Source organism: bacterium (assembly GCA_023150945.1).
GTDB lineage: Bacteria > Zhuqueibacterota > Zhuqueibacteria > Zhuqueibacterales > Zhuqueibacteraceae > Coneutiohabitans.
Genome location: JAKLJX010000014.1, coordinates 109190 through 122301, shown reverse-complemented (window position 1 = coordinate 122301; position 13112 = coordinate 109190). Strand labels below are relative to the sequence as shown.

10 protein-coding genes are annotated in these 13112 nt (G+C 59.9%); all 10 read left to right on the top strand.

From position 1 onward, the window contains the following. Positions 1-85 precede the first annotated feature (85 nt). Entirely contained in the window at positions 86-2152 is a 2067-nt protein-coding gene (locus L6R21_18110; GenBank protein MCK6561116.1) for a family 20 glycosylhydrolase, read from the top strand. 28 nt (positions 2153-2180) lie between these two features. After that, positions 2181-3353, top strand: a complete 1173-nt coding sequence (locus tag L6R21_18105; protein ID MCK6561115.1) for a DUF5009 domain-containing protein — start codon at positions 2181-2183, stop codon at positions 3351-3353. 386 nt (positions 3354-3739) lie between these two features. Then, on the top strand, positions 3740-4720 hold the full coding sequence (locus L6R21_18100; protein MCK6561114.1) for an SMP-30/gluconolactonase/LRE family protein: 981 nt from the start codon (positions 3740-3742) through the stop codon (positions 4718-4720). A 414-nt stretch (positions 4721-5134) separates the two neighbouring features. Then, a complete protein-coding gene (locus L6R21_18095) occupies positions 5135-6514 on the top strand; it encodes a glycosyl hydrolase family 18 protein (GenBank protein MCK6561113.1) in 1380 nt (459 codons plus the stop codon). Positions 6515-6773: 259 nt separating this feature from the next. After that, positions 6774-7877 carry an ABC transporter permease gene (locus tag L6R21_18090; GenBank protein ID MCK6561112.1) on the top strand — a complete coding sequence of 368 codons (1104 nt, stop codon included), beginning with the start codon at positions 6774-6776 and terminating at the stop codon, positions 7875-7877. 29 nt (positions 7878-7906) lie between these two features. Continuing rightward, positions 7907-8680, top strand: coding sequence for an alpha/beta fold hydrolase (locus L6R21_18085; GenBank protein MCK6561111.1), 774 nt, complete (start codon positions 7907-7909; stop codon positions 8678-8680). A 333-nt stretch (positions 8681-9013) separates the two neighbouring features. Then, entirely contained in the window at positions 9014-9598 is a 585-nt protein-coding gene (locus L6R21_18080; GenBank protein ID MCK6561110.1) for an RNA polymerase sigma factor, read from the top strand. A 161-nt stretch (positions 9599-9759) separates the two neighbouring features. Further along, positions 9760-10566, top strand: coding sequence for a zf-HC2 domain-containing protein (locus L6R21_18075; GenBank protein MCK6561109.1), 807 nt, complete (start codon positions 9760-9762; stop codon positions 10564-10566). 52 nt (positions 10567-10618) lie between these two features. Next, on the top strand, positions 10619-12244 hold the full coding sequence (locus L6R21_18070; GenBank protein ID MCK6561108.1) for a HEAT repeat domain-containing protein: 1626 nt from the start codon (positions 10619-10621) through the stop codon (positions 12242-12244). Continuing rightward, the gene (locus L6R21_18065; GenBank protein ID MCK6561107.1) at positions 12241-13041 is read left to right on the top strand and encodes a HEAT repeat domain-containing protein; all 801 of its coding nucleotides are present in this window, start codon (positions 12241-12243) and stop codon (positions 13039-13041) included. The genes L6R21_18070 and L6R21_18065 overlap by 4 nt, the downstream gene beginning before the upstream one ends. The last annotated feature ends 71 nt before the right edge of the window (positions 13042-13112 follow it).

Below are 13112 nucleotides of genomic sequence, written 5' to 3'. Positions count from 1 at the left end.
GCCGGCTTTTCACCGCCATTGTTTCACGTTCATGCGCGGTTGCACCCTGCAGGTTTGGGCTTTGATTGCATCGAGAGGATTTCCCATGATGAAATACGTTTCCCTGCTGTTGACCGCCCTCTGGCTCGGCCTGTGTGCGCCGGCCATTACCCAAGAGTTGCCCATGTCATTGAACCTCATGCCGCAACCTGCGCAGTTCGCGGCACAAACCGGGCAATTTCGATTGCAGGAGACCTTCACCATTGCCGTCACCGGCCAGCCGGAGGCGCGGCTGTATCGCGCCGCAACCCGCGCGCTGCGACGGCTGGCAGGCCGCACCGGTTTGTTCCTGCCGCAGGATTTGGTCAAGCCCGGTTTCAATCCGGACTCCGCCCAACTTGTCGTTCACTGCGAGCGGCCCGGCCAGGTCCGCTTCGGTGAAGATGAATCCTATGCCCTCACTGTCACGCCGGAAAAGATCCGCCTGCACGCGCCCACCGACATCGGCGCGCTGCGCGGCTTGGAAACGCTGCTGCAATTGTTGGCCGCGGACGAAAACGGTTATTTCTTCCCCGCGGTGACAATCGCAGACAACCCGCGCTTTCCCTGGCGCGGGCTGCTCATCGATGCCTGCCGTCATTTCATGCCGGTGGAGGTGATCCTGCGCAACCTCGACGGCATGGCCGCGGTCAAGATGAATGTGCTGCACTGGCATTTGAGTGAAGATCAGGGCTTTCGCGTCGAAAGCAAAGTCTATCCCAAACTGCATGAGCTGGGCTCGGACGGTTTCTACTACTCCCAGGCGCAGATCAAGGAAGTCATTGCTTATGCGGCGGAGCGCGGCATTCGCGTGGTGCCGGAGTTCGACGTGCCCGGCCATGCCACTTCCTGGCTGGTGGCTTATCCGGAATTGGGCAGCGCGCCCGGGCCGTATCAAATCGAAAGGAACTGGGGCATCTTCTACCCCGTCATCAATCCGGCGCGCGAATTCACCTATCAGTTTCTCGACAAGTTCTTCGGCGAGATGGCCGCGCTTTTCCCCGATCCCTATTTTCACATCGGCGGCGATGAAATCGAGCATGGCAGCCATCAAGCCAAGCATTGGAACGAGAATCCCGAAATTCAGGCCTTCAAAAAGAAGCACAATCTGCCGGACAACGCCGCGCTGCAAGCCCATTTCAACAAGCGCGTGCTCGCGATTCTCACCAAACACGGCAAGATCATGGTGGGCTGGGATGAAATTCTGCATCCCGACATGCCGAAGAACATCGTGATCCAATCCTGGCGCGGCCGCGAGGCCATGATCAAAGCAGCGCAGCAGGGCTATCAAAGCATTCTCTCCAACGGCTACTACATCGACTTGATTCAGCCCACGGATTTCCACTACGGCAATGATCCTCTGCCCGCGGATTCGCCGCTGAATGAACAGGAGCGCGGCCGCATTCTCGGCGGTGAAGCCACCATGTGGTCGGAAATGGTCTCGCCGGAAACGGTGGATTCGCGCATTTGGCCGCGCACCGCGGCGATTGCCGAACGCTTGTGGTCGCCCGGCACGGTGAATGACGCCGACGACATGTATCGCCGTCTGGCGGCCATCAGTCTGCAACTCGAAGAGCACGGCTTGACGCATGAAAAGAACTACGGCATGATGTTGCGGCGCCTGGTGGGCAGCTCGAACATCGCCGCGCTCGAGAATCTTGTCGCGGTGATCGAGCCGGTGAAACTCTACAACCGCAACCGCCTGCGCCGGCAAAATTCCTTTTCACCGCTCACGCGCGTGGTCGATGCCGCCCGGCCGGACGCCGCCGTTGCCCGCAACTTCCGCAAGCTGGTGGCGCGCTATCTCGCCGGCGCCGATCGCCAAGCGCAGGCGGCGGAAATCAAATCCTGGCTGACGCGCTGGCGCGATAATCATGCCGCGCTGCTGCCGGTCATCAAAGCCGCGCCGGTGCTGGCGGAAATCGCCTCGCTGTCGCAGGATCTCGCCGAGATTGCCGGCATCGGACTGGAAGCGCTCGGCCGCCTGGAAAACCAACAGAGCAGCGAGGAGGCGTGGCAACAGGAAAAGCTGGCGGTTCTGCAAAAAGCGGCCACCCCTCGCGGGCAAGCGGAGTTGATGGTGGTGACGGCAATCGAGCAACTGGTGCAAGCCAGCGGCAACAAACCGAAGTGAGTGATTGCGCTTACTGGGAGAGCACCGTATGTCAGTATCACGTCAAGACCGCCTGCTGTCGCTGGATGTTTTTCGCGGGATCACCATCGCCGGTATGATCCTGGTCAACAATCCCGGCAGTTGGTCGCATGTCTATCCGCCGCTCGCGCACGCCGAGTGGGACGGCTGGACGCCCACCGATTTGATCTTCCCCTTCTTCCTCTTTATCGTCGGCGTGGCCATGGCCTATTCCTTCGAGAAAATTTTGCAGACCGGCGAGAAACCCAAAGGCATTTACTGGAAAATCCTGCGCCGCACGCTGATCTTGTTTGGGCTGGGAATATTTCTCGCTTTGATCCCGGTGAATCTGCCTGCCGGCTACAACTGGTTCTCCGACACGCTGTTGAAGGTCCGCATGCCGGGTGTGTTGCAGCGCATTGCCGTGGTCTATTTCTGCGCGGCCATGATCATGCTGCATTTTCGGCCGCGCGGCCAGGCGTGGTGGGCGGCGGGTCTGCTGATTTTCTACTGGCTGGTGATGAAACTCGTGCCCTTCACCGTGATGCAGGACGGCATTGCGGTCACGCATGTGGGCGAACTGACCAAGGAAATCAATCTCGCTGCCTGGCTCGACGACAAAATCTTTCACGGTCACACCTGGCAGGTGGGCGCGTATCTGCAGCGCGATCCTGAAGGCTTGCTCAGCACGCTGCCGGCGATTGCCACGGCACTGTTCGGCGCGTTCACCGGCTACTGGTTGAAGCGCGGCAAGCCGCCGTACGAAACCGTGTGCGGACTCTTCGTCACCGGTGTCTCCGGCCTGCTGCTCGGCAGCATTTTGGATTACGGCTTTGCGATCAACAAATGGCTGTGGTCGCCCTCGTACGTCGTCTTCACTGCCGGCATGGCGCTGGTGTTCCTCGCGATGTGTCACTATGTCATCGACCTCAAGGGCTGGCAGTGGTGGATCAAACCGTTTGTGATCTTCGGCATGAATCCGATTGCGCTGTATGTGCTGGCCGGCGTGTTCACGCATCTCATTCTGCTCATCAAAGTTTCGGCGGCGCCGGCGGTCAGCCTGAAGACCTGGATTTACCAGAATCTCTTCGCCTCCTGGCTGGGAAATATGAACGGGTCGCTGGGCTTTGCCGTTGCTTACATTGCCTTCTGGCTCGGCATTATGGCGATTTTCTACAGGAAGCAGATCTTCATCAAGATCTAGTTTGGCAACGTGGAGTTGGATCTGTTGATGCCTAACGACTGCTTCCCCCAGCCCCAGCTCTTGAGAGAGAAGGAAGAAAGCGAGTCAGAAGAATGCTGGCAACTCCCCTCTCTTGATCAGGAGAGAGGAAATTGGCTGCTGCAAAGAGAAATTGTTGCCTCAAAAGCAAAGAGGTATTTCCAACTGATAGAAACAACCCAACCGATACAATTCTATTCCATCGGTTGGTTGTTTCCATCAGTTGGCGATTCTCTTTGAGTCGCAGATTGAGGCGTTATGGGGTGAGTTTTCCAACGTTCTGATGCCATGCTCTTATGATTCTGCCATGGGGCAGTGCTGCAACCCATGCATTCATTGGCTTCGAAAGCGAACCACAAGTGAGTATCATGCAAACTGCACGAAACAACCCTGCGCCAGGTCGAAGCGGCGGTCGCACGGCTTCGTTCCTCTTGTTGCTTGCGATCACAGCATTCACCTGCGGCAAAAAGCCTGAACCAGCAGCCGAGCACCCGGCGCAGCCGGCCGAGGTGATTCCGGCCGAGGCCGGCTGGGAAAAAGTCGCCGGCGGCCTCAACTTTCCCGAAGGCCCGGCTTGGGATAGCCAGGGCACACTCTACGTGTCGAATTGCTATGGCGGTTGGATCACCCGGGTGGCGCAGGGTCGAGTCGACACGTTTCTCATTGCGGGCCGCGCGCCGTTCACGTTTGAGAAGACCAACGGCATGGCTTTTCATCAGGGCTTCTTGTTTGCGTGTGATTTTGGCGCTGGCGCGATTCTGCAGATTTCAGCCGCCGGCGCCACGAGAATCTACGCGGATGATTACGCCGGGCAGGCCTTCAACCGTCCCAACGACATGACCTTCGATGCCGCCGGCAATCTTTACTTCACCGATCCCAAATCCTACAGCCGGGAAGTTTTGGACGGCCGCGTCTTTCGCATCCGCGCCAGCGATCAGGCCATCGAGTTGCTTGCTGACAGTCTGGGCTTTCCCAATGGCCTGGCATTGTCGCGCGACGGCAAGGAATTGTATCTCTGCGAATCTGCCTTTGAGCGCGTGTTGCGCTTCGAGCTGACGCCGGAGGGCCGGTTGCGCCATCGCCGGGTCTTCGTGCATTTGCCCGGCGGCGATCCGGACGGCCTCGATTTCGATTCCGCCGGCAATCTCTACGTCGCGCATTTCGGCGGCGCTGCGGTCTATGTGATTGCGCCCGATGGCAGCCTGCGGCAGAAGCTGGCCGCGCCCGGCAAGAAACCGACGAACCTCGAGTTCGGCGGCGAAGACCTGCGCACATTGTTTCTCACCGAAGTTGAGACCAACGCGCTCTATCAGCGCCGCGTCGAGGTGGCGGGCTTGCCGCACCGCTAGCGGTGCACTGTTACTTTGAAAAACCCAATGCGGACAAACCGCAACTCTGAGGAAATCGCCAACAATTGGAAATGGACCCAGCAGATGAAGAAACCTTTTATCAGTTGGGTTGTTTCTATCTGCTGGAGGGGAATATTGCTTTTGAAGCAACGAGTTCACTCCAAAGAGACTACTCACCATCACTATCAACCAGCACGGCGGCCATCCCGTCACGGATGCTGTGCAGAAGTGGGCACAATGCCGGGTCATTCACTGGATTGCTTTAACTGATATGGCAACGGTGAGGATGCACTCTTCTCTTGAGCAGGCCGACTTGATCCCCTGAGCGAAGTGAAGGTGCTATTTGCCTATGCCATTGAATTCAACCTGACGTTGTGGCCGCAGCACTGGCGTTGGCGATACGGGAGAAGAAAAGTGTTCAGATCCTTTTGCGGTTGGGCGCGGCGGTTGGTTCACGGCGGCCTGGTGGCGCTGTTGGCCCTGGCAGGCTTGCCGGTAAACCTGTCCGCGCAGGTGCGCGTGGTCGGCTACTATCCCGCCTGGATGAAAACCAAGCTGCCGGCGGCGCGCATGCAATTCCAATATCTCACCCATCTCAATCATGCCTTTGCCTGGCCGCTCGCCGACGGCAGCATCGCGAGCTATGCCGAGCTGAATCATCCCGAGTTGATTCAGGAGACGCATCGCGCCGGCAAGAAGATTTTGATCGCGCTGGGCGGTTGGGGACAGTCCGACGGCTTCGCTGCCATGTCCGCGGATTCCGCCGCGCGGGCACGCTTCATCGGCAACCTGGTTGACTTCTGTGCCTCGCGCGGATACGACGGCGCTGATTTCGACTGGGAGTTCCCCCGCAACGCCACCGAGCGCGCCAATCTCACCCGCTTGGTCAAAGAAGTGCGGCAGGCCTTTGTTGCGGCCGACAAGGGCTGGCTGCTCACCATGGTGGCCGTCACTTCCAACTGGTCCGGCCAATGGCACGACTATACCGCGCTCGCCCGCGAGGTCGACTGGTTCAATTTGATGGCCTACGATTTCCACGGCAGTTGGACCAATCACGCCGGCCACAATGCGCCGCTGTTTGCGCCGGCGAGCGAGTATGACGGCTCGGCGCATCAAGGCATTCTCTATTTGCGCGATCAGCGCGGCGTTCCCAAAGAAAAGATTCACTTGGGCGTGCCGTTTTACGGCAGAGAGTTCAACGCCACACGGCTCTATGGCCCGAGTACCGGCGGCACGGACGTGGAGTATGGCGCGATTCCGGCGCGCCTGAATGCCGGCTGGGAGTATTTCTGGGACGACGTTGCCAAAGTGCCCTACCTGCTCAACACCGGCCGCACGAAGTTCCTCACGTTTGATGATTCGGTTTCGCTGCGGCACAAATGCGAATATATCAAACAAAATCGCCTGGGCGGTGCGATGATCTGGGCGCTCGGGCAGGATGTCTTCAACAACACGCAGCCCTTGCTGGAAGCGATGGGCCGCGCGCTCAACCCTGGTGTGGCAGTGGCCGCGTCAACGCCGGCAACGTTGGAGAAATTCGAACTGTTCCAGAATTATCCCAATCCCTTCAATCCGGCCACCACCATTGTTTTTTCGCTCGCTGCCGATGCGGCCGTGAAGCTTACGATCTACAGCCTGACCGGCGAGCAGATCGCCGTATTGGTGGATGGGCTGGTGACACGCGGCCGGCACGCGTTCACGTGGGAGGCGGCCGGCCATCCCAGCGGCGTCTATTTCGTCCAACTGGAAGTGGCAGGCGCGATTGCGGCTGAGAAAATGACCCTGCTGCGCTGATCCGTTTGCAGGCTTGACTTTGTCCTTGACAGCCGCGATCTTGGCGCCGATGCCGTGAGCAAGACCGTCCAGCCGCGAGAGACAGCATCTCGCCGTTGTGCTGGGGAATACGCCTTGGTTCGCATTTCCGCCGGCGCTTGTTCTGCTCGCTGGCATCACAACGCAACTAGCTGGCACCCGCCACGGCAACAAGCCGTCGAGAATTGCGCCAGAACGCGCCCGGCCTCGCGGGCCGGAGACAACGCAAGATCAGACTGCCATGCAACGCATTCTTTATCTGATTCAAAAAGAGTTTCGCCAGATCTTTCGCGATCGCGCCATGCTGTTCATCATCTTCCTGGCGCCGCTGGTGCAGATGCTGATCATCGGCTCGGCCATCACCGTCGACGTCAAGAACGTCAAAATCATTCTGTATGATGCCGACCACAGCACCGTCAGCCGCGAATTGTGCCGGCGCTTCGCCAACAATCCCTCCTTCGAACTGGTCGGCTACGTCGACGATCCCGCGGGCATCCGCCACGCGCTGGACAACTGGCAGGCGCAAATGGGCATTGCCATTCCGCCGCACTTTGCTCGCGATCTCGATCGCGGCCTGCGGCCCGCGGTGCAGATCATGGCCGACGGCCTGGACGGCAACTCCGCCGGCATTGCTCTGGGGTATGCGCAAGGCATCTTGTCCTCCTTCACACCGGAGCCGCGCCTCACGGCCGTGGCCCGCGCGCCCGTACTCGCCGAAACCCGCATGTGGTACAATCTCAATCTCGAAAGCAAGCATTACATGATCCCCGGCTTGATCGGTCTGCTTGTCACCGTGGTGACCATGTTTCTGACGTCGATGGGTTTGGTGCGCGAGAAGGAAATCGGTACGCTCGAACAACTGATGGTGACACCCATCCGGCCGGCAGAATTGATCATCGGCAAAGTGATGCCGTTTGTGATCATCGGCTTCATCGAGATCAACGTAATGCTGGGCACCGCCTTTCTCTATTTCAAGCTGCAACTGGCCGGCAGTTATTCGCTGCTGCTCGGCGTGTCGTTGATCTATTTCATGACCAGCCTGGGGCTGGGCATGTTCATTTCGACGCTGGCGGAAACGCAGCAGCAGGCCATGTTCATATCCTGGTTCTTCATGATCTTTCTGCTGTTGATGTCGGGTTTTTTGACACCCATCGCCAACATGCCGCCGGCGTGGCAGCAGGCGACCTATCTCAATCCCATGCGCTATTATGTCAATCTGCTGCGCGAGATTTTTCTGAAGGCGACGCCGCTGGAGTTTCTGTGGAATGAGATCATTCCGCTTTCCATCATCGGCGCTTTGATTCTCACTGCCAGCGCCCTGAAGTTCAAGAAACGTGTGCAGTGATCCCCCTCACGCAAACAAAGGAGAATGGTGTGACCCTGGCATATGATGATCGCGGCCACGGCCTGCCGGTAGTTCTGCTGCACGGCTTTCCGCTCAACCGCAGGATCTGGCAGCCGCAGGCCGAGAGGCTGCACGCGCGTTTTCGCGTGATCACGCCCGATTTGCGCGGCCACGGAGAAAGCGCAGCGCCGGCCGGCATCTACTCGATGGCCGACATGGCCGCCGATGTTGCCGCGTTGCTGGAATCCCTGCAATGCGGACCGGCGGTGATTGCCGGGCATTCCATGGGCGGCTACATTCTGCTGGCGTTCTACCGGCACTATCCGCAATTGGTGAAAGGATTGGTGCTGGTGAGCACGCGCGCGGTGGTTGATACGGCGGAAGGCAGGGCCAATCGCGCAGCGATGGCACAGCGCGCCGAACAGGAACAGAGCAGCCGCGTGGCAGTCGAGAAAATGCTGCCCAACATGATGGCACCGGCTGCGCTCGCGGCACGGCCCGCACTGCGCAGCGAGGTGGAAGCGATGATGGCAACCACTTCCGTCAACGGCATTGCCGGCGCACAGCGCGGCATGGCGAGCCGGCCGGACAGCAGCGAGCTTTTGCCCCGCATTTCCGTTCCCACTTTGATCCTCGCCGGCACCGCGGATGCCCTCATTCCCTATGCGGAAGCGCAGCGCATGGCGCAGATGATTCCCTCCGCCGAATTGCATCTTCTGGAAGACGTCGGTCATCTCCCCAGCCTGGAAAAACCGGAAGAATTCACTGCGGTGCTGCAGACCTGGTTGCACAAAATCCAATAGTCGCTGCTTTGCCCGCAGGCCTCCCGAGTGGCTGGCAGCGACCGTTTGTGATCGCATTCTGGCAACTCAGGGGCAGTATCCGGCGCGCGGCGTGAAACTCCGCAACCTTCCTCTGGAACAACAAGGCGGAGTTTCTTCGCAGCCGCGCCGGCAACCCGCCGACCAACACGTGGCGCCGGCCTCGGCGCTGCGTTGCTTCTCTTTCCTCTTTCGGCAAATTCGTGTTTCGGGCTGTCAACCATTTTTGCGGCCCTGCTGTCTGAAGAAATGCCAGGCAAGAGCAGAGGGCTGGGCAGCAGCGGTTGGCGCGCAAGCGGCGGAAAAGGTTCATGCATGATTCCTGATGAAGCCCAATTGATTCGGCGACTGCAGTCGGGCGAATCTTCGGCATTTCGCGAGCTGGTGGAGGCGCACAAACGGCGGGTGATGGCGCTCGCCTTTGATTTGACGGGCAACCTGCAGGACGCCGAGGACGTGGCACAGGAGGCCTTCATCAAGGCATATCGCGGCATTCGCGATTTTCGCGGCGAGGCGCAATTGAGCTCGTGGCTCTATCGCATCGTGGTGAACATTTGCATCAATCGTCGCCGCAAAAAGGCAGTGGCGGAGATGGAACTGCGGGATACTTTCGAGGGCGATCACAAACATCCCGCTCAACCCGCCGAGGCGCCGGAGGCGAATCCCGAGGTGATGGCCGCCGCCGGCATGATGCGTGAGCATCTGCGCGCCGCGCTGCAACGCCTGTCTCCGCAGCAGCGCACGATTTTCATCCTGCGCCACGATCAGGATTTGCCGCTGCAGCAAATCAGCGCGATTCTGCAAATTTCCGAAGGCGCGGTGAAAAGCCAGCTTTTTCGCGCCCTGCGCAAGCTGCAGCAGCAACTCGAGTTTTATCGTGCGGATTTGGGAATAAGCTAGTGGTCTGTTGTCTTGGAGAGATTGTGCATTACCCTTGTCATTCTGCGAAGATGCTGTGAAGAATGTGGAGCAGTGCCGAGTCTTTTGCAGGGACCCTGCGGGATGACGAGTAAACTGTTCCACCCAAACCAATGAGAGTAACAGCACACTTGACGATGCTCATGACTTCCTGCAAAAAATATGAAGCGCTGCTGCTCGAGAAGCTGTACGGCGGGCTTGCCGCCCGGCAAGAGCAAGAGCTGGCGCGCCATCTTGCCTCCTGCCCAAGCTGCCGGGCAACGCTCGCCTCGTTTCAGGAGATCAAGCAGACACTCGGCGCGCCGCAGCGCCCTGAACTGCCGGCGCACGTTTGGGAAGGATTTTGGGATCGCTTGCGCGATCGCATGGCGCACGAGCCAGAGCCGGAGCCGCGCAGGCAGTGGCGGTTTTCTCTTGGGCCGGCGCGTTGGTTGCCTGCCCTGCAATTCGCGGCTGCGGCCGCGCTGGTTCTCGTCGGCGTTTTCATCGGACGGAATTTCTGGCGCAGTGAAGAGGCGCCGGTAACGGCCACGGCTCCCACGCTCTCCCCTGCGCTGCCAGTTACCGAAGCAGAAGCGCGCAGCAGCTTGCTGCTGGAGCGTTCGAAAATCCTGTTGATCGGCGTTGTCAACGAGGATTTTTCCAGTGCCAGCGCCGCTGATCTCAAGCGCCAGCGGCAGGTGTCACACGCCCTACTGGCCGAAACCCGCGAGTTGCGCGCTGATTTGCGCGCCACGCCGGACCGGCGGCTGCTGCAACTGCTCGAGCAGTTGGAAGTTGTGCTGCTGCAGATTGCCAATCTCGAAGTCGAGCATGACTTGTCCGCGGTTGAATTCGTGCGCGAAGGGATCAATCGCGAGGGTTTACTGCTCAAGATCAATCTGGAAGAGCTGGCGCGGCAGTCGCCGGCAATGACGCCGAAGCGTGAATCCGGCCGCCGCGCACTGTAGAGGCCGCAACCACAGAGACTGCGGCACGATTTCGAAAAAACGAGGGCATCATATGAAAATTAGATTGCTGCCAATTGTCATTTTGCTGAGCGCCGCCCCTGCTCTGATGGCGGAGATGGAGCCGCGCCGCTCACCGGCGCCGTGGGACCTGCTCCTGGGGACGCTCGCGCCGCAGGAGGAAGATCCCCAGGAGGCTGCCAGTCAGGCGTATCGCGCGGCGCAGAACTATGTCTATGAGCAACGCTGGGCTGAAGCAGCCAGCCAACTGGAAAATTTTCTCAGCAAATATGCCAGCAGCCGGTTCGCAGCGGAAGCCACTTTCTGGTTGTGCTACAGCCGGGAAAAGCGCGGGGATGACGCCGAGCAGGTTTATCAGGCCTACAAAGCCTTCATTAAAAAATACCCGCGCAGCAGTTACGTGGACGAAGCCAAAGCCAACATGATCTTGCTGGCCGCGGCGCTCGCCAAAGCTGGAAAAACCGGTTATCAGGCGGAAGTGCAGGCCATGCGCGAGGATGCGGATGAAGATCTGCGCTTGCAGGCGATCATCGCCATCAGCCGGCGCGACGACCCGGAGACCGTCAACACGTTGAAGGGCCTGCTGGCTGCGGAAAAGAGTCCCACGGTCAGGCGCAAGATCGTGTATGCCTTCAGCAACTTCGATACGCCGGAAGCTGGTGAGACCCTGAGCCAACTGGCGGCTAATGATCCTGAGGTCAGCGTGCGCAAAAGCGCGGTGGCGGCGATCGGCAACAGCGAGTGGACGGGCGCGGTGCCGTTTCTCACCCGGCTGGCAAAAAACGAGCAAGACCCTGAGGTTGCCAAAGCGGCCGTGTATGCCATTGCCAACCAGTCTTCGCGCGCAGCGGTGAGTGCATTGAGCGAGATTCTGGAGGGTGCCCAAGGCCTCGAAATTCGCAAAGCTGCGCTTTATTCTCTCGGCAACACCGGTGAAGCGGCGGCGCTGCCGGCGCTGGAAAAGGCGGCGCTGCAGAGCACGGAACCCAAGCTGCAGGAAGCCGCGGTCTCTGCCATCGCCAACCTCGATGCGCCGCAGGCCCTGCCATCGCTGCAGAACATTTTCACCAAAAGCACCGCCTCGAGTTTGCGGCGCGCCACTGCCTATGCCATCGCCAACACCGGCGCGGCGGAGGCGACGGCCTTTCTCTCCTCGGCTGCGATGAATGAGACCGATGACATGGTTGCGGAGGCGCTGGTCTACGCGATTGGCAACCTGGAGACGCCGGAGGCCGTAGACAAGCTGCAAACGTTGGTGGCCGGAGCGCGCTCGCAAAAAGCTCGCAAGGCGGCGCTCTACGCCCTCGGCAATGCCGGCGGCGAAGCGGCCGTGCAGGCGCTGGCTAAAATCGCCACGACGCAAAGCGAGGTGACGCTGCAAGAAGCCGCGATTTACGCCATCGGCAATGCCGGCGAAGCCCAGGCCGCCGCCACGCTGACGGGACTCATCGACAAACTCAGCACTCCCGAAGCGAAGCTGGCGGCCGTGCATGCGCTCGGCAACACCAATGCCGAAGACGCAGTGCCTGCGCTTTTCAAGCTCGCCACGCAGGAATCGAATCAACGCATTCGCAGCGCGGCGGTGAGCGCCCTGGGCCAAATCGATTCGCCCAAAGCGAAAGAAGCGCTGTTGAAGATCATTCGAGGAGAAAAGCAATGAGCCGAATCATCCCTTTGCTGGCGTGGGGAATGGCGGCCGTGATGCTCGGACACTCCGAGCCGCTGCGGGCGCAAGACTCGAGCCAAGCCAAGACGCGGGCCTACCAGCGCCAAATGGAAATCGAAGCGGCGTTGCAGGAGAGACTGGCCCGGCGCTTCTCGGAAGAAATGCCGCAACGGATGGCGGAAATGGAGGCGCGGTTGCAGTTGGAACTGGCGCCGCGGTTGGAGGAACTGCAAATGCGGCTTCCTGAAATGTTGGAAGAAATCGATCCTCCGTTCGTCCTCGGCGAATTGCCCGAGATTGATGCCGCGCTGGCCGGGCTGCACCATCTTCCGCTTGATTTCGAAATCGAGCTGCCCGACTTGCCCGACCCGCCCGATCTCGCCGGGCTTGCCGAGTTGCCTGAGCCGCCGCTGCCGGAGAGCTTGGCTTGGTTGGAGGAGTCGGAGCTTCTCGCTGCGCCTTTCTCTCCCCATGCCGCCCATTCGCGTTACCGGCGTTACTTGAGCGCCGATGAACTGGTGCAGGCGCAGGCATTGCAATCCCTGCTGCGCCGGGATGAACAACAGGCGCTGCCGGAGCTCAAGAAGATGATGTCACACTCGAACTGGGCCATGCGCGCCGTCGCCGTGAGTCTGTACGGCCAGGTTGACGCTCCCGAGGCCGTGTCGGCGTTGCGCCAAGTGTTGGCGGCTGAGAATGATCAGCGTGTGCGCCGGGAAGCGGTGCGTGCGCTGGGCCGGCGCAGTGAACCGGAGGCGGCTGCGGCACTGCGCGAGCTTTGGAAAAAATAACCGCGCGCAATGGCATCTTTCCTCTTTTTTGCTTAATTGCATCCTCGAATCAGGGCCGGCGGGTTTGCCCG